This is a genomic window from Variovorax sp. VNK109 (assembly GCF_049445855.1).
Taxonomy (GTDB): Bacteria; Pseudomonadota; Gammaproteobacteria; order Burkholderiales; family Burkholderiaceae_C; genus JAGOCV01.
Map to the genome: position 1 here is coordinate 362,285 of NZ_JBMSDV010000001.1, position 16,515 is coordinate 378,799.

Sequence of the window (16,515 nt, forward strand, 5' to 3'; positions counted from 1 at the left end):
CCGCGGCGTATCAGTTCGCGGTGGTCAGCGAAGCAGCAGCGACTGCAGCAGGGGCCACGTCATGCACAGCAGGCGCGTTGGATGTGTTGCCACTGCCACGCACGGCAGCCCGCCCACCATTCGCGAGGACAATGCGGCGCACTTCGGCATCGGCACCGTCGTCGGACGTGGTGTACACGGCGGTCTGCGCCATGGCGTTTTCGCGCGGCGCGTCAGCCAGCGTCTTGCCGTCCTTGTTGGCCACGTCCACTTCGACGTCCATCGACAGGCCTACGCGCAGCGGATGCTCCATCACCTGCTTCGCGTCGAGCGCGATGCGCACGGGCACGCGTTGCACGACCTTGATCCAGTTGCCGGTGGCGTTCTGCGCGGGCAGCAGCGCGAACGCAGCGCCGGTGCCGACACCCAGGCCAGCCACCGTGCCGGTGTATTCGACCTTCTTGCCATACACGTCGGCCTTGAGCTTCACCGGCTGGCCGATGCGGATATTGCGCAACTGCACTTCCTTGAAGTTCGCATCGACCCACACCTGCTGCAGCGGCACGACCGACATCATCGGCGTGCCGGCTGCCACGCGCTGGCCCAGTTGCACCGTGCGGCGCGCGACGTAGCCATCGACCGGCGCAGGCAACGCGGCGCGCTGCGTGGCGAGCCAGGCTTCGCGCACCTTGGCGGCGGCAGCCTGCACGCTCGGGTGCTGCTCGATGGACGTGCCTTCGGTCATGGCCTGGTTGCTCGCGAGTTGCTCACGTGCTGCCTGCTCGGCAGCCTGCGCGGCGGCAATCGCGCTCTTCGCGTTGTTCACCGTGGTCTGTGCATGGTTGAGTTCTTCCTTCGACACGGCACCGTTGCCCACCAGCGACTGGCGGCGGTTCAGGTCGTCGTTCGCGCGGGCCAGGTCGCTCTGTGCCTTGACCACTTCGGTCTGCCGCAGCGAGATCTGCGCGGCCAGCGAACCGTTGTTGGCGTACAGCGTGCGCACCTGGCGCACCGTCTGCGCGAGATTGGCCTCGGCCTGGTCGAGTGCGACGCGCGCGTCGGCGGGGTCGAGCTTCACGAGCGGCTGGCCGGCTTTCACGAAGTCGGTGTCATCGGCCATGATGGCCATCACCGTGCCGCCGATCTGCGGCGTGATCTGGATGACGTTGCCCTGCACGTAGGCGTTGTCTGTCGTCTCGTAGTGGCTGGCCACCAGCCACTCATAGGCGCCCCATGCGCCGCCAGCCACGACAACGGCTGCGGTCAGCAGCGTCAGCGCCTTCTTGCGGGGGGAATTCTTCGCCGGTTCGGCAGCGGGTGCAGTGTTGGAAGTTTGTACGTCGCTCATGGTGTTCTCGTTTGTGAAGCATTGCCGCGATGCGGCGAATGAAGATGTGGTCAGTTGGCCGGCTTGACTTGCGATGACAGGCTTGCGGTGGACAGCGAGGCGTCCGGCTGCCAGCCACCACCGACCGCGCGGATCAGCGCGACCTGTGTGTCGAGCGAACGCGCCGTCAGGTCCACGGCCGCACGGCGCTGGTTGAGCACGGCGGTTTCGGCGGTCAGCACTTGCAGGTACGTGCCGAGGCCGGCCTTGTAGCGCTGCACGGCGATGTCGTACGCACTCTCGGCAGCGGCCTGCGCCTGCGACTGCTCGTTCTGCTGGCGGCCGATGGACTGCAACGAGGCAGACTGGTCCGCCACGTCGCGCACGGCGTCGATGATGGCGGCGTTGTAGCTCTCGACGGCTGCGTCCAGATCCGCCGTCTTGCCGCGCAGGTTGGCGCGCAGGCGGCCAGCGTCGAAGATCGGCAGGCGGATCGCCGGGCCGATGCCCCACTGCGTGCTGCCCGACTCGAGCAGGCGGTCCAGGCCGATGCTCGACAGGCCCGCGAACGCGACGAGGTTGATGTTGGGATAGAACTGCGTCTTCGCGTTGGCGACGTCATGCGTCGCCGCTTCCACACGCCAGCGCGCTGCGGCAATGTCGGCACGCTGGCCCAGCAGGTTGGCGGGGAGTGATGCCGTCACGCCTGCGGGGCGGATGTTTGCCAGAGCGGGTGCTTTCAGCGTCGTGGCGATGGACGGATCACCCGCCAGCGCAGCAATGGCGTTGCGCGTCAGCGCTGCCTGTTCCTTCAGGGCTTCGATCTGCTGGCGCGCTTCGGGCAGGCTGCCTTCGCTCTGGCGCAACTCGAGGCGCGTATCGAGGCCCGCGTCCACGCGGTCACGCACGAGGCGGAGTGTTTCCTGCCGCTGCGCGAGCGTGCGTTCGGCCACGGCCAGTTGCGCCTCGATGCGTGCCAGCTGGAACCAGCCACGCGCCACGTTGCTGGCCAGCAGCACGCGCGCTGCGTCACGGTCGGCCTGCGCAGCGCGCGCGGCGCCCAGCGCGGTGTCGAGTGCGGCCTGGTACTTGCCGAAGAAGTCGATTTCCCAGCTCGCGCCGAGTTGCAGCGTGCCGGTGTTACGGATGGAGCCGGCCAGCGGCGCGGGCACGGCGCCGTTCTCGGTGTAGAGCTGGCGCGTGAGGTCGAGCGAGCCGTTGAGTTGCGGGCGCTTGGCAGCGTCCGCAACTTCAGTCACCGCCATGGCGCGCGCGAGGCGGGCCTGCGCCACCTTCAGGTTGGGATTGGTCGACAACGCCTGCGCAATCAGCGCGTCGAGTTGTGCATCGCGGAATGAATGCCACCAGTCGACCGACAGCGTTTCGGTGGAAGCCGACGCTGCGTCAGCGCGCAGGCCGACCGAAGCCGCATCACGCAGCTTCGCCTCGGGAGCAATGCCGGACATGTCGGCGCAGGCGGCAAGCAGCAAGGTCACGGCGGCAGCGGTGACAAGCTTTGCCATCGTGCGTGGCCGGGCTGTGACGGGGTTGTTGTTGTGTGAGTTCTTCATGTTGTTGTTCACGGTGTTGTTCACTGCTTTTCTCTGGCGGCCTGTTCGGCAAGGCCGTTCTCCAGCATGCGGCGCAGCAGGCCCTTGAGCATCTGCCACTCCTCCTGCGTGAAACCTTTCAGGTGCGCGTTCTGAACGTCGCAAAGAATGGCGGGAATGCGTTGCGCAGCTTCGCGGCCTGCATCGGTGAGTTCGACATTCACCACGCGGCGGTCTTCGGCGTTGCGCACGCGCTTGCAGAGGTCCTTGCTCTCCAGCCGGTCGAGCATGCGCGTCATGGCGCCCGCGTCCATGTGCGCTTCGCGGGCGAGTTCGGCGACGGTGGATGCGTGCCCCATGTAAATCTTGAGCAGCGGTATCCACTGCGCGTTGGTCAGGCCGGCGGGCTCCATCTCCTGGTCCACACGCTGGGCGAGCAACGTCATGATGCGGCGCATGAGATAGCCGACGCTCTCGTCGGCGGCATAGCCTTTGGGGCGGTAGAACTCCGCCGGTTTGGAGGTGGGTGTGGAAATCATGGAGACCGGATATTACTTGCCTAGTCAACTATTGTCAAGGCAATATTTGTCTGGGCAATCGCAACCGGTACACTTCGCCCATGTCCGAGCCCTCCGCCAGCACCGAATCGCCACGCGGTTCTCCCCGTTCCCTGTCGGGGCTGCTCCCCTTTCTCCGGCCTTACCGGGGCCGGATCACGCTGGCCCTGGTTTTCCTCGTGCTGGCGGCCGTCGCCACACTGGCATTCCCCGTCGCCCTGCGCAGCCTGATCGATGGCGGACTCGCCGCCCCGGACAAAGGCGCACAGGTCATGGCGCTGCGCGAGCATTTCCTCGCGCTTTTCGGCGTGGCGGTGGCACTGGGTCTGTTTTCCGCGGCACGCTTCTATACGGTGAGCTGGCTGGGCGAACGCGTCACTTCCGACCTGCGCAATGCCGTCTATTCGCACGTGATCGGGCAGAGCCCTGAATTCTTCGAGACCACGCAGACCGGCGAAGTGCTTTCGCGCCTGACCACCGACACCACGCTCGTGCAGACCGTCGTGGGCTCATCGCTCTCGATGGGCTTGCGCAACGCGGTCATGGGTGCGGGGGCCCTCGCGATGCTGGTGTGGACCAACCCGTATGTGATGACGCAGGTGCTGGGCATCCTGGTGCTGGTAGTGCTGCCCAGCCTCTGGTTCGGGCGGCGCGTACGCAAGCTTTCGCGCGCCAGCCAGGACCGCGTGGCCGACTCCAGCGCCATCGCAGCCGAGGTGCTGAACGCGGTTCCGGTGGTACAGAGTTACGTGGCGGAATCGCGCGAGTCCGAACGTTTCACCGAGTCCACGCAGAACGCATTCCGCACGGCCGTCCGCCGCACCAAGGCCCGTTCGGTGCTGGTGGCGTTCATCATCATCGCCACGTCCGCGGCATTGCTCTGGGGCCTGTATCAGGGTACGCAAGCGGTGATGGCCGGGCGCATCAGCGCAGGGCACCTCGGCCAGACCGTGGTGTACGTGATCATCCTGGCCAGTGCCTTCGCGGTGCTCGGTGAGGTCTACGGCGACCTGCTCCGTGCGGCCGGCGCAACGGAGCGCCTGATGGAACTGCTGCATGCGCGCTCGCCCATAGCATCTCCCGCGAGCGCCACCACGCCGCCCACACCGCAGGCCGGGAGCGCGCTGGGCTTCGACGCGGTGAACTTCCATTACCCGTCGCGCCCGGGCACGCCCGCATTGCGGGACTTCGACCTGCAGGTGCACCCCGGGGAAACGGTGGCGCTGGTCGGCCCGAGCGGCGCAGGAAAGACCACTGTATTCCAGCTCCTCCTTCGCTTCTACGACCCGCAGGGCGGCACTGTGCTGCTGGATGGTGTGCCCATCCGGGACATGGCGCTTGCCGAACTGCGAACGCGCATCGGCATCGTCCCCCAGGAAGCGGTGATTTTCTCCAGCAGCGCGATGGAGAACATCCGCTATGGCAAACCGGGCGCCAGCGATGACGAAGTGAAGGCTGCCGCGCGGGCGGCTTATGCCGACGAGTTCATCCAGGCGCTGCCCGAGGGCTACGAGACCTTCCTCGGTGAGCGCGGCGTCCGCCTCTCGGGCGGCCAGCGCCAGCGCATTGCCATCGCACGCGCAATGCTGAAGAACCCGCCGCTGCTGCTGCTGGACGAAGCCACCAGCGCACTCGACGCGCAGAGCGAGCGCGTGGTGCAAGCCGCGCTGGAATCGGCCATGAAAGACCGCACGACGCTGGTCATCGCGCACCGGCTGGCGACTGTGCAGAAGGCCGACCGCATCGTGGTGCTGGACCATGGCCGCATCGTCGAGCAGGGAACGCACGACAGCCTGGTGGCAGCGGGTGGTGTGTATGCGAGGCTGGCCGCGCTGCAGTTCACGGCCTGAGCGTCGGTCGGACCGGGCAGCCGGTCCGATATGGGTTACTGCAACGGGCCCTTGAGCGCCTCGGGAAGCGCCAGCGGCAGGACGCTGATGCCCTCTTCGAGCAACTCGCGCGTCTCGCCCGCGGTGGCCTGGCCGCGGATGTTGCGCTCCTCGGCTTCGCCATAGTGCATGCGACGTGCCTCGTCGGCAAAGCGCTCGCCGACGTCTTCGGTTTTCGCCATCAGTTCTCGCACGGCCTTGAACCATGCGGCCTGCAGCTTCGGATCTGGCGGCGCTGCCATCACTTCCTGGCGGGCGTCGTCCGATGCCGCAACGTGCCCCTGCGCTTCGGCCCTGCCACCGCGCAGGTTCAGGCGCGGCGCGCTCAGGCCCTTGGTGATGCCGGCGTCCCCGCACATCGGGCAGGTCACCAGTCCGCGTGCATGCTGCGACTGGAAATCGTCCTCCGAGGCGAACCAGCCTTCGAAGGCGTGGCCGCTCGTGCAATGCAGGTTGAGGACTTTCATGGCATGGATTATCGGCCGGCCTCGGGATCGCCCGTCACCTGCCAGTCCAGAGACCATGCGCCCGAGCGGATGTTCTGCAGCCACAGCAGGGCTGTGAGCGTCTTGGCATCCGTCAGGTGGCCTTCGCGGCTCCATGTCATGAGTTCTTCGAAGGTCGCGGCGAACACGTCGAGGAACTCGCCTGCATCGAGCTTGCGCTCGTGCTGCGTCAGTCCGCGTGCGAACCAGATGTCGATGAATTCGGTTGAATACGAAATGACCGGATGCAGCACACCCGCGCGCACCCACTCGGTGGCCACGTAGCCGGTTTCCTCGAACAACTCACGCTGCGCACAGGCCAGCACTTCTTCGCCCGGGTCGAGCTTGCCGGCAGGGAATTCGATCATCACGCGGCGTACCGGGTAGCGGTACTGGCGCTCGACGACGACACGTCCATCGTCAAGCAGCGGCACGACCATCACCGCGCCGGGGTGCACCACGTATTCGCGTGTCGATGTCGAGCCGTCGGGCAGTTTCACGGTGTCGCGGAACGCGTGAAGGAAACGGCCCTGGAACAGTTCCTCGCTGGAGACGCCCTCTTCCATCAGATGCGGATAACCAGGCGTGAGGCTGGACATGTGCTTCATCTTGTTCTCCTCAAGCGCCTTTGTGCTTGAGCAGATAACGCCAGACGAAACCCGGGAATGCCAGGGTGACGAAGAGCGCCCCCGTCACCGCGTAGAACTCCCAGCCCTGCGGCGCAATCTGCCCGGCGCGCTTTTCCAGCAGCAGGCCGATGCCACCCGTCGCGAAATACAGCACGACGAGTTCGGCCAGCCGCAATGCAAGCGGCTTGGCGGCAGCACGAAGCGGCACCACGGCGAAGAGGCGCTGGTTGATGAATGGCAGGTTCGCCGCGCACAGCGCGATCAGCAGGACCAGCCAGACGGAAGCGGTTTGAGACACGAGAGGTGGATCGCCACACGGGCGATCAGGTTCCCAGTGTCTTCAGGATCGCCTGCGAGCACAACGTCATCAGGCCACCCGGCAGGATGCCGAGGCCCAGCACCAGCGCGCCATTGACCGTGAGCACCGCGCGCACGTCCGCCGGCGCGGACACCGTGGTGGCAGTGATCGGCGAGTCGAAGTACATGACCTTGATGACGCGCAGGTAGTAGAAAGCGCCGATCAGCGACATGACGACCGCGAACACGGCCAGCCCGATGTGGAAGGCTTCGCCCGAAGCGATCAGTGCCTGCAGCACCGCGAGCTTTGCGTAGAAACCCACGAGCGGCGGGATGCCGGCCAGCGAGAACAGGCACACCGCCATCACGGCGGCATACAGCGGGCTGCGCTGGTTGAGGCCGGCAAGGTCCGCGATCTCTTCGCTCTCGAAGCCTTCGCGCGCCAGCAGCAGGATGATGCCGAAGCTCGCCAGCGTGGTCAGCACATACGTGATGATGTAGAACATGGCCGCGCTGTACGCCGCCTGCGCGTTGTAGGTGTTGCCACCCACCACGCCCGACATCAGGCCGAGCAGCACGAAGCCCATCTGCGCGATCGTGGAGTAGGCCAGCATGCGCTTGAGGTTGGTCTGCGCAATTGCCGCGAGGTTGCCCACCAGCAGCGACGCAACAGCCAGCACACCCAGCATCTGCTGCCAGTCGATCGCCAGCGGCAGCAGGCCCTCGACCAGCAGACGGATGGTCATGGCGAACGCAGCCAGCTTCGGTGCGCTGCCGATCAGCAGCGTGACGGCCGTGGGCGCGCCGTGATAGACATCCGGAATCCACATGTGGAAGGGAGCAGCGCCCAGCTTGAATGCGATGCCTGCCACGATGAACACCACGCCGAACACCAGGACCTGATGGTTGACCTGGCGGCTTGCGATCTTGTTGAAGACATCGTTGATGTCGAGTGAGCCGGTCGCGCCGTACATCATCGACAGGCCATAGAGCAGGAAACCCGAGGCCATGGCGCCGAGCACGAAGTACTTCATCGCGGCTTCGGTGGCCGTGGCATGGTCACGGCGCAGGGCCACCAGCGCATAACTCGACAGCGTGAGCAGTTCGAGACCCAGGTAAAGGACCAGGAAGTTGCTGCCGGAGATCATGACGAACATGCCCAGCAGCGAGAACATCGCCAGCGTGAACATTTCGCCACCGCGCAGCATGTCGCGGTCGCCTGCATACGGTCGCGCGTAGACGAGGGTCACCATCATCGCGAGTGCGGCGAAGCACTTCAGCCAGTTGCCCATGGGGTCATTGACGACCATGTCGTTGAAGGCGAACACGGTGGTTCCCTGCATGGCGAAGCCGGCGGTAAGCCAGGCGACAGCGCCCAGCGACAGCATGCTCAGGATGTAGGTCGCATTGCGCAGGCGGCTTTTGACACCCAGGTCCACCAGCAGGACCACGCAGGTCATGAACAGCAGGAGGATTTCCGGCGAGACGGCGATCAGGCTTGATTTATCAACCACGGCTGGATCTTTCAGTTCAGTTTGGACGCGGCCACGTGCTTGAGGAAGTCGGCCACGGAGACATCCATGACGTCGGTGAACGGCTTGGGGTGGATACCCATGTACAGCACGGCTGCGGCCAGCAGCGCGAGCACCAGGAACTCGCGCGAGTTGATGTCGGTGAGTTCCCTGACATAGTCATTGCCCACGGGACCGAGGTACACGCGCTTGAACATCCACAGCGTGTAGGCCGCGCCGAAGATCAGCGCGGTGGCAGCCAGCAGGCCGATCCAGAAGTTGTACTTCACGGCACCCAGGATGACCATCCACTCACCCACGAAACCGGCGGTACCCGGCAGGCCGCAGTTGGCCATGGCGAACAGCAGTGCGAAGGCGGCGAACTTGGGCATGGTGTTCACCACGCCGCCGTAGTCGGCGATCTCGCGCGAATGCACGCGGTCGTACAGCACACCGATGGAGAGGAACATCGCGCCCGAAACGAAACCGTGCGCGATCATCTGCACCAGACCGCCAGCCACGCCGAGGTCGTTGAAGATGAAGAAGCCGAGCGTCACGAAGCCCATGTGCGCAACGGACGAATAAGCGACCAGCTTCTTCATGTCCTGCTGGACCATGGCCACCAGGCCCACGTAGATCACGGCGATGAGCGACAGCGCGATCATCAGCCAGGCCCATTCGCGCGCGGCGTCAGGGGCAATCGGCATCGAGAAGCGCAGGAAGCCATAGGCACCCAGCTTCAGCATGATGGCCGCCAGCACGGCGGAACCACCGGTTGGCGCTTCCACGTGCACATCGGGCAGCCAGGTGTGCACCGGCCACATCGGCACCTTCACCGCGAACGCGGCGAAGAAGGCGAAGAACAACAGCGTTTGCGCCGTGCTGCCCAACGGCAGCGCGTGCCAGGTGAGGATGTCGAAACTGCCGCCCGACTTGTTGTACAGGTAGACCAGCGCCACCAGCATCAGCAGCGAGCCGAGCAGCGTGTACAGGAAGAACTTGAACGCGGCGTAGATCTTGTTCGGGCCACCCCAGATGCCGATGATCAGGTACATCGGGATCAGCGTGGCTTCGAAGAACACGTAGAACAGCAGGCCGTCGAGCGCACTGAACACGCCGATCATCAGGCCTGACAGGATGAGGAATGCGCCCATGTACTGGTTGACGCGTTCGGTGATCACTTCCCAGCCGGCGATGACCACGATGACGTTGATGAACGCCGTCAGCAGCACGAACCACACCGAGATGCCATCCACGCCCAGGTGGTACTGGATCTTGAAGCGGTCGATCCATTCGGCTTTCTCGACGAATTGCATCGCCGAGGTGGCGAGGTCGAAGCGTGCGTACAGCGGCAGCGTCACCAGGAAGCCAACCAGCGCGCCGATCAGCGCGATCCAGCGGACGGCCTTGGCGTGCTCGTCACGGCCCAGTGCCAGCAGCACGGCGCCGAATGCGATCGGCGTCCAGATTGCGAGGCTCAACAAACCCATCTTGTTCTTCTCCTTATTTGCCGAGCCAGTTCGAGATCATGGGCCAGGTGACGAAGTACGTCAGCAGCGCGAGCGCGCCACCGGCCATCACCAGCGCGTAGTGGTACAGGTAGCCGGTCTGGAACCAGCGCACCAGACCGGAAATCCAGCCCACCACTTTCCACGAACCATTGACGACCGCGCCGTCGATCAGCGCGCGGTCGCCGCCCTTCCACAGGCCGGTGCCGAGCGCGCGGGCGCCGCGCGCCAGGATGTTCTCGTTGATCCAGTCCAGGTAGTACTTGTTCTCCAGCAGCGTGTAGATCGGCATCACGCGCTTCTTGATCGCCGCCGGCAAGGCCGGGTTGACCATGTACATGTAGTAGGACAGTGCGACCCCGGCAGCAGCCAGCCAGAATGGCGCCGTCTGCAGGCCATGCAGCGCCATGGCGACGGGGCCGTGGAACTCTTCGGCCAGTTCCCTCATGGCGTGATGCAACTCGCCATTGACGAAGATCGCGTCCTTGAAGAATTCGCCGAACAGCATCGGTCCGATGGTCATGAAGCCGATCACCACGGAAGGGATGGCCAGCAGGATCAGCGGCACCGTCACGACCCAGGGCGACTCGTGCGGCTTGTGGTCATGGTGATCGTCGTGACCGTGGTGGTCATCGTGATGATCGTCATGGTGTGCGTCGGGGTTCTGGTCGAAACGTTCCTTGCCGTGGAAGACCAGGAAGTACATGCGGAACGAATAGAACGCCGTGACGAACACGCCGGCCATCACCGCGAACTGCGCGAAGCCCGCCCCTGGCAAGTGGCTGGCATGCGTGGCGATGATGATGCTGTCCTTCGAATAGAAGCCCGAGAACAACGGCGTGCCGATCAGCGCGAGCGAGCCCAGCAGCGACGTGATCCAGGTGATGGGCATGTACTTGCGCAGGCCACCCATCCAGCGGATGTCCTGGTTGTGGTGCACACCCATGATGACCGAGCCCGCACCGAGGAACAGCAGCGCCTTGAAGAACGCGTGCGTCATGAGGTGGAACACGGCGACCGAGTATGCCGAGGCGCCGAGCGCCACCGTCATGTAGCCCAACTGCGAGAGCGTGGAATACGCCACCACGCGCTTGATGTCGTTCTGGATGATGCCCAGGAAGCCCATGAACAGCGCCGTGATGGAGCCGATCACCAGGATGAAGTTGAGCGCGGTGTCCGACAGTTCGAACACAGGTGACATGCGCGCGACCATGAAGATGCCGGCCGTCACCATGGTGGCGGCGTGGATCAGCGCAGAGATCGGCGTCGGGCCTTCCATCGAGTCGGGCAGCCACACATGCAACGGGAACTGCGCGCTCTTGCCCATCGCGCCGATGAACAGGCAGATGCAGATCACGGTGACCAGCATCCAGTCGGTGCCGGGGAAACCGAGCTTGGCGAGCTCGCCGGTCTTGCCGAAGATCTCGGTGTAGTTCATCGTGCCGGTGTAGGCGGCGATGAGGCCGATGCCCAGGATGAAGCCGAAGTCACCCACGCGGTTGACCAGGAAAGCCTTCATGTTGGCGAAGATGGCCGTCGGCTTGTTGAACCAGAAGCCGATCAGCAGGTAGGACACCAGGCCCACGGCTTCCCAGCCGAAGAACAGCTGCAGCAGGTTGTTGCTCATCACCAGCATCAGCATGGAGAAGGTGAAGAGCGAGATGTAGGCGAAGAAGCGGTTGTAGCCCTCGTCTTCCTCCATGTAGCCGATGGTGTAGATGTGCACCATCAACGAGACGAAGGTCACCACGCACATCATCATCGCGGTGAGGCCGTCGACCAGGAAGCCGATTTCCATCTTCAGGCCGCCGATGACCATCCATTCGTAGATGGTCGCGTTGAAGCGCGCGCCGTCCAGCGCCACGCTCTTGAGCGTCATCGCAGAGATGATGAACGCGACCAGCACGCCCAGGATCGTGAAGGTGTGCGAGAGCCGTCGGCCGATCCAGTTGCCGCCGAACTTGGTGCCCAGGATGCCGGCGATCGCCGAACCCGCGAGCGGGGCCAGCGGAACGGCCAGCAGGGTCGATGCGGAAAGTGTTGCGCTCATATTCTGATCAGCCTTTGAGCGTATTCATTTCGTCCACATTGATGCTGGACCGGTTGCGGAACAGCAGCACCAGGATGGCCAGGCCGATCGCCGATTCGGCGGCCGCCACCGTCAGGATGAAGAACACGAAGATCTGGCCGTGCATGTCGTTCAGGTAATGAGAGAACGCCACGAAGTTCATGTTGACGGCCAGCAGCATCAGCTCGATGGCCATGAGCAGCACGATCAGGTTCTTCCGGTTCAGGAAGATGCCGATGATCGACAGCGCGAAAAGCAGCGCGCCGAGCGAGAGGTAATGTCCGAGTGTGAGCGTCATGGCTTCTTCTCCACGGCAGGCGCGGTGGGCGGAGCCTGCGGTTCGGGGGGGGCCGGCGGCGCGGGTGGTGCGCCCACACGCGAGGCATCGACCTTCAGCACCGTCAGGCGGTCGCGGGCACGCACCTTGATCTGGTCGGCCGGGTCGACGAACTTGCTGTCCTTGCGTTCACGCAGCGTGAGCGCGATGGCCGCGACGATGGCCACCAGCAGGATGACCGCCGCGATCTCGAGCGGGAACAGGTACTCCGTGTAGAGCAGGACGCCCAGCTCCTTCGTGTTCGAAACCTGCACACCGGCTTGCGCGGCCACGGCCGGCAGGCGCGCGGGCTCGCGGAAGCCTCCCAGCAGCACGGCCGCCATTTCGAGCGCAATGATCGCCCCGACGGTCGCGGCCAGCGGGAAGTGCTTCCAGAACCCCTGGCGCAACTCCTCCATGTTGAGATCGAGCATCATCACCACGAAGAGGAACAGCACCATCACAGCGCCGAGGTAGACCAGCACCAGCGTGATGGCCAGGAACTCGGCCTTGAGCAGCAGCCAGACGGCAGCAGCCTGCGAGAACGCAAGCATGAGATAGAGCACCGCGTGGACCGCGTTGCGCGACGTGATCACGCGGAATGCGGCAAACAGCAGCACCAGCGAGAACAGGTAGAAGAATCCGGTTTTGACGTCCATGGATCGTTGTCTTTTTATGGCGTTCAGCGGTACTTCGCGTCGGCGGCCTTGGCTGCGGCGATCTCGGGTTCGTAGCGGTCGCCCACGGCCAGGAGCATGTCCTTGGTGAAGTACAGGTCTCCGCGCTTTTCACCGTGGTACTCGAAGATGTGCGTCTCGACGATCGAGTCCACCGGGCAGCTTTCCTCGCAGAAGCCGCAGAAGATGCACTTGGTCAGGTCGATGTCGTAGCGCGTCGTGCGGCGCGAACCGTCGGTGCGCACGTCCGATTCGATGGTGATGGCCATCGCCGGGCAGACGGCTTCGCAGAGCTTGCAGGCGATGCAGCGCTCTTCGCCATTTTCATAGCGACGCAGCGCGTGCAGGCCACGGAAGCGCGGCGACAGCGGTGTCTTTTCTTCCGGGAACTGCACCGTCACCTTGCGACGGAACATGTAGCGGCCGGTCAGGGCCATGCCCTTGAAAAGTTCTGCCAGCATGAAGCTGGACATGAAGTCCTTGATGGATGCGGCGGTGCTCATCAGCGGCTCACTTCCAGATGTTGAACGGCGTCTGCATCCAGGCGCCTACGACGACGAGCCACACCAGGGTGACGGGAATGAAGATCTTCCAGCCCAGACGCATGATCTGGTCGTAGCGGAAGCGCGGGAAGGTGGCGCGGATCCAGATGAACAGCGACACGACGAAGCAGGTCTTCAGACCCAGCCAGATCCAGCCCGGAATCCAGTTGAACAGCACACTGTCGATCGGGGACAGCCAGCCGCCCAGGAACATCAGCGCCGCAAGAATGGACACGAGCCACATGCTGGCGTACTCGGCCAGGAAGAAGATCGCGAAACCCATGCCCGAATATTCGACCATGTGGCCAGCCACGATTTCCGCTTCGCCTTCCACCACGTCGAACGGGTGGCGGTTGGTTTCGGCCACGCCGGAGATCAGATAGACCATGAAGATCGGCAGCAGCGGCAGCCAGTTCCACGACAGGAACGTCAGGCCCTTGTCGGCCAGCATGCCCTTGCCCTGTGCGGCGACGATTTCACCAAGGCTCAGGCTGCCGGAGACCATGATCACCACCACGAGACAGAAGCCCATGGCGATTTCGTAGCTCACCATCTGCGCGGATGCGCGCAAGGCGCCCAGGAACGCGTACTTGGAGTTGGAGGCCCAGCCCGCGATGATCACGCCATACACCTCGATGGAGGTGATCGCCATGATCAGCAGCAGCGCGGCGTTGACGTTGGCGATGGCGGACTCGGGGCCGAACGGAATGGCAACCCACGCGGCCAGCGCCGGCATGATGGCCATGACCGGACCGAGGCGGAACAGGCCCGTGCTGGACGCCGTCGGCGAGATGATTTCCTTCGTCAGCAGCTTCAGGCCGTCGGCGATCGGCTGGAACAGGCCGAAAGGGCCGACGCGATTCGGCCCGTGACGGACCTGGATCCAGCCGAGCAGCTTGCGCTCCCACAGCGTGAGGTAGGCGATCGCGCCCATCAGCGGCGCAAGCACCGCGATGATCTTGATCATGCTCCAGACGACGGGCCAGACGATACCGGACCACCACGAAGCGGCAATGAGGTTCAGTCCCCCGTTGTAGAACGCGTCGATCATGCGACCACCTCCTCGCCTCGCGCCACACGCGCATCGGACGTGAGTTGCAGTGATTCAGCGCGACGCACGATGCTGTCGAGCTGGTAGATCGAGGCGCTGGCGGGTTCGCCTTGCGCAGCAGACAGGTCGATCGTGCCGGACGTGGCGTTCGACAGCATGGCGGCAGGCACGACGCCCGCGCCGGCCAGCGCGCCGCCCGCGACACGGGCCAGCACTTCGGGGGCGGCTTCGAAATCGAAGCCTTGCAGGCCCATCAGGTTGGCCAGCACGCGCAGCACCTTCCAGCCCGGACGCGTTTCGCCCAAGGGACGCACGACAGCATGGAAGCCCTGGATACGGCCTTCGGCATTGATGAAGGTGCCCGCAGTTTCCGAGAACGGCGCGATCGGCAGCAGCACGTCGCTGAACGCCATGTTGGCCTTGAAGGGGCTGAGCGTCACGACCATCTGGGCCTTGTCGATCTGGTGCGCCTTGCCGGCAGCGGAGTCGAAATCGGGTTCGGTGTTGAGCAACAGCACGGCCTTGAGCGCACCGCCGAGCATCTGGCCCGCATTCAGGCCGCTCGTGCCCGGTTGCGCACCGGCGATGGGTGCACCCACCGTGTTGGCGGCTTCGGTGAGATAGCCGACGCTCGCGCCGGTCTGCTCGCCGAGCCACTGCGCCAGCGCCAGCAGGCTCGATGCCTTTGCATGGTGCGCGGCCGCGTTGCCCAGCAGGATGGCCTTGCGTTCGCCGCCCAGCAGTGATTGCGCGATGGCTTTGGCAGCGTCGGTCACATTACCGGCGGCGGGTGCAGTGACGCCCTTCTCGGCGGCCACGGCTGCGGCCACATCGGCCAGGGCCTGCGCCCATTGCGCGGACGGAACATAGGCCGCATTGGCCACATTCATCGCCCAGTCCTGCGCCGCAGCCTGGATGACGTTGAGCTTGCCGCCACGGCGCACGGCCTGGCGGATGCGCTGCGCGAACAGCGGATGGTCCTTGCGGAGGTTGGAACCGATCACCAGCACGCGTTGCAGCTGCGACAGCGAAGCGATGCTCGTGCCCAGCCAGTGGGCATTGCCCAGCGTGTTCGTGAATTCGGCGTTGCGCAGGCGGGTGTCGATGTTCTCGCTGCCCAGGCCACGCATCAGTGCGCCGGCCAGGTAGAGCTCTTCCACCGTGCTGTGCGGGCTGGCCAGCGTGCCGATGGACGACGCGCCATGGTCCGCCTTGATCTGGCGCAGGCCGTTGGCCACGTATTCGAGTGCGGTTTGCCAGTCGACCGCCTTCCATTCACCACCCTGCTTGAGCATGGGCTGCGTCAGGCGTTCGTCGCAGTTGAGCGCCTCGTACGAGAAGCGGTCGCGGTCGGCGATCCAGCATTCGTTGACGTCTTCATTCTCGAGCGGCACGACGCGCATCACCTTGCTGTTCTTCACCTGGACGATCAGGTTGGCGCCCGTGCCGTCGTGCGGGCTCACCGACTTGCGGCGCGACAACTCCCATGTGCGGGCGCTGTAGCGGAACGGCTTGCTCGTGAGCGCGCCCACCGGGCAGATGTCGATCATGTTGCCGGAGAGTTCGGAATCCACCGAGTCGCCCACAAAAGTTTCGATCTCGGAATGCTCGCCGCGATGGCTCATGCCGAGCTCCATCACGCCGGCCACTTCCTGGCCGAAGCGCACGCAGCGCGTGCAGTGGATGCAGCGGCTCATCTCTTCCATCGAGATCAGCGGGCCGACGTCCTTGTGGAACACGACACGCTTCTCTTCCTCGTAGCGCGAGGAAGAACCTCCGTAGCCGACGGCCAGATCCTGCAGCTGGCATTCGCCACCCTGGTCGCAGATGGGGCAATCGAGCGGGTGGTTGATGAGGAGGAACTCCATCACCGACTGCTGGGCCTTGATGGCCTTCTCGCTCTTGGTCCGGACAATCATGCCCTGCGTGACCGGCGTGGCGCAGGCCGGCATGGCCTTGGGGGCCTTCTCCACGTCCACCAGGCACATGCGGCAGTTGGCGGCGATGGAAAGTTTCTTGTGATAGCAGAAATGCGGGATGTAGGTGCCGGCTTTTTCGGCGGCATGCATCACCATGCTGCCTTCGACAACTTCCACCTTCTGACCGTCGAGTTCGATTTCAACCATAGT

15 protein-coding genes are annotated in these 16,515 nt (G+C 64.5%); 1 reads left to right on the top strand and 14 read right to left on the bottom strand.

What is annotated here, in order from left to right; translation table 11 throughout:
* Positions 1-10: 10 nt before the first annotated feature.
* Genes ACO2Q9_RS01680 through ACO2Q9_RS01690 form a run of 3 tightly spaced genes read right to left on the bottom strand, consistent with a single transcriptional unit; the run spans position 11 to position 3,395 of the window.
* Positions 11-1,327 carry an HlyD family efflux transporter periplasmic adaptor subunit gene (locus tag ACO2Q9_RS01680; RefSeq protein ID WP_423307656.1) on the bottom strand — a complete coding sequence of 439 codons (1,317 nt, stop codon included), beginning with the start codon at positions 1,325-1,327 and terminating at the stop codon, positions 11-13.
* A gap of 50 nt (positions 1,328-1,377) precedes the next feature.
* Entirely contained in the window at positions 1,378-2,877 is a 1,500-nt protein-coding gene (locus tag ACO2Q9_RS01685) for an efflux transporter outer membrane subunit (RefSeq protein ID WP_423309882.1), read from the bottom strand.
* Positions 2,878-2,897: 20 nt separating this feature from the next.
* Positions 2,898-3,395 (bottom strand): MarR family winged helix-turn-helix transcriptional regulator, encoded by a 498-nt coding sequence (locus ACO2Q9_RS01690; protein ID WP_423307658.1) that lies wholly within the window; start codon positions 3,393-3,395, stop codon positions 2,898-2,900.
* Between the two features lie 80 nt (positions 3,396-3,475).
* On the opposite strand from ACO2Q9_RS01690, the gene ACO2Q9_RS01695 reads away from it, so the two are divergent.
* Positions 3,476-5,263: an ABC transporter transmembrane domain-containing protein gene (locus ACO2Q9_RS01695; RefSeq protein WP_423307660.1), complete on the top strand. Its 1,788-nt coding sequence runs from the start codon at positions 3,476-3,478 to the stop codon at positions 5,261-5,263.
* Between the two features lie 35 nt (positions 5,264-5,298).
* Here ACO2Q9_RS01695 and ACO2Q9_RS01700 read toward each other — a convergent pair whose 3' ends face one another.
* The 11 genes from ACO2Q9_RS01700 to nuoG are packed head-to-tail and all read right to left on the bottom strand — an operon-like array spanning position 5,299 to position 16,512.
* A complete protein-coding gene (locus tag ACO2Q9_RS01700) occupies positions 5,299-5,769 on the bottom strand; it encodes a DUF1178 family protein (protein WP_423307662.1) in 471 nt (156 codons plus the stop codon).
* An 8-nt stretch (positions 5,770-5,777) separates the two neighbouring features.
* Positions 5,778-6,395 (bottom strand): NUDIX domain-containing protein, encoded by a 618-nt coding sequence (locus ACO2Q9_RS01705; protein ID WP_423307664.1) that lies wholly within the window; start codon positions 6,393-6,395, stop codon positions 5,778-5,780.
* A gap of 10 nt (positions 6,396-6,405) precedes the next feature.
* Complete coding sequence (locus ACO2Q9_RS01710; RefSeq protein WP_423307666.1) at positions 6,406-6,714, bottom strand: DUF2818 family protein; 309 nt, start codon at positions 6,712-6,714, stop codon at positions 6,406-6,408.
* 25 nt (positions 6,715-6,739) lie between these two features.
* Positions 6,740-8,227 carry an NADH-quinone oxidoreductase subunit NuoN gene (nuoN, locus tag ACO2Q9_RS01715; protein WP_423307668.1) on the bottom strand — a complete coding sequence of 496 codons (1,488 nt, stop codon included), beginning with the start codon at positions 8,225-8,227 and terminating at the stop codon, positions 6,740-6,742.
* A gap of 11 nt (positions 8,228-8,238) precedes the next feature.
* Complete coding sequence (locus tag ACO2Q9_RS01720; RefSeq protein ID WP_423307670.1) at positions 8,239-9,714, bottom strand: NADH-quinone oxidoreductase subunit M; 1,476 nt, start codon at positions 9,712-9,714, stop codon at positions 8,239-8,241.
* 13 nt (positions 9,715-9,727) lie between these two features.
* Positions 9,728-11,782, bottom strand: a complete 2,055-nt coding sequence (nuoL, locus tag ACO2Q9_RS01725; RefSeq protein ID WP_423307672.1) for an NADH-quinone oxidoreductase subunit L — start codon at positions 11,780-11,782, stop codon at positions 9,728-9,730.
* A gap of 7 nt (positions 11,783-11,789) precedes the next feature.
* Positions 11,790-12,098 (bottom strand): NADH-quinone oxidoreductase subunit NuoK, encoded by a 309-nt coding sequence (gene nuoK / locus ACO2Q9_RS01730; protein ID WP_423307674.1) that lies wholly within the window; start codon positions 12,096-12,098, stop codon positions 11,790-11,792.
* Positions 12,095-12,775 carry an NADH-quinone oxidoreductase subunit J gene (locus tag ACO2Q9_RS01735; protein ID WP_423307676.1) on the bottom strand — a complete coding sequence of 227 codons (681 nt, stop codon included), beginning with the start codon at positions 12,773-12,775 and terminating at the stop codon, positions 12,095-12,097. The genes nuoK and ACO2Q9_RS01735 overlap by 4 nt, the downstream gene beginning before the upstream one ends.
* Positions 12,776-12,798: 23 nt before the next feature.
* The gene (gene nuoI / locus ACO2Q9_RS01740) at positions 12,799-13,296 is read right to left on the bottom strand and encodes an NADH-quinone oxidoreductase subunit NuoI (protein ID WP_423307678.1); all 498 of its coding nucleotides are present in this window, start codon (positions 13,294-13,296) and stop codon (positions 12,799-12,801) included.
* A 7-nt stretch (positions 13,297-13,303) separates the two neighbouring features.
* The gene (nuoH, locus tag ACO2Q9_RS01745; protein ID WP_423307680.1) at positions 13,304-14,386 is read right to left on the bottom strand and encodes an NADH-quinone oxidoreductase subunit NuoH; all 1,083 of its coding nucleotides are present in this window, start codon (positions 14,384-14,386) and stop codon (positions 13,304-13,306) included.
* Complete coding sequence (nuoG, locus tag ACO2Q9_RS01750) at positions 14,383-16,512, bottom strand: NADH-quinone oxidoreductase subunit NuoG (RefSeq protein ID WP_423307682.1); 2,130 nt, start codon at positions 16,510-16,512, stop codon at positions 14,383-14,385. Before nuoG ends, nuoH begins: the two co-directional genes overlap by 4 nt.
* Between the last annotated feature and the right edge of the window lie 3 nt (positions 16,513-16,515).

Coding starts and splice junctions, on each gene's coding strand:
- ACO2Q9_RS01705 (WP_423307664.1), bottom strand. CDS start 6,395: ATGAAGCACATGTCCAGCCTCACGCCTGGTTATCCGCATCTGATGGAA.
- nuoK (WP_423307674.1), bottom strand. CDS start 12,098: ATGACGCTCACACTCGGACATTACCTCTCGCTCGGCGCGCTGCTTTTC.
- ACO2Q9_RS01685 (WP_423309882.1), bottom strand. CDS start 2,877: ATGAAGAACTCACACAACAACAACCCCGTCACAGCCCGGCCACGCACG.
- nuoH (WP_423307680.1), bottom strand. CDS start 14,386: ATGATCGACGCGTTCTACAACGGGGGACTGAACCTCATTGCCGCTTCG.
- ACO2Q9_RS01700 (WP_423307662.1), bottom strand. CDS start 5,769: ATGAAAGTCCTCAACCTGCATTGCACGAGCGGCCACGCCTTCGAAGGC.
- ACO2Q9_RS01695 (WP_423307660.1), top strand. CDS start 3,476: ATGTCCGAGCCCTCCGCCAGCACCGAATCGCCACGCGGTTCTCCCCGT.
- ACO2Q9_RS01690 (WP_423307658.1), bottom strand. CDS start 3,395: ATGATTTCCACACCCACCTCCAAACCGGCGGAGTTCTACCGCCCCAAA.
- nuoI (WP_423307678.1), bottom strand. CDS start 13,296: ATGAGCACCGCCGCATCCATCAAGGACTTCATGTCCAGCTTCATGCTG.
- ACO2Q9_RS01680 (WP_423307656.1), bottom strand. CDS start 1,327: ATGAGCGACGTACAAACTTCCAACACTGCACCCGCTGCCGAACCGGCG.
- ACO2Q9_RS01720 (WP_423307670.1), bottom strand. CDS start 9,714: ATGGGTTTGTTGAGCCTCGCAATCTGGACGCCGATCGCATTCGGCGCC.
- nuoG (WP_423307682.1), bottom strand. CDS start 16,512: ATGGTTGAAATCGAACTCGACGGTCAGAAGGTGGAAGTTGTCGAAGGC.
- nuoL (WP_423307672.1), bottom strand. CDS start 11,782: ATGAGCGCAACACTTTCCGCATCGACCCTGCTGGCCGTTCCGCTGGCC.
- ACO2Q9_RS01735 (WP_423307676.1), bottom strand. CDS start 12,775: ATGGACGTCAAAACCGGATTCTTCTACCTGTTCTCGCTGGTGCTGCTG.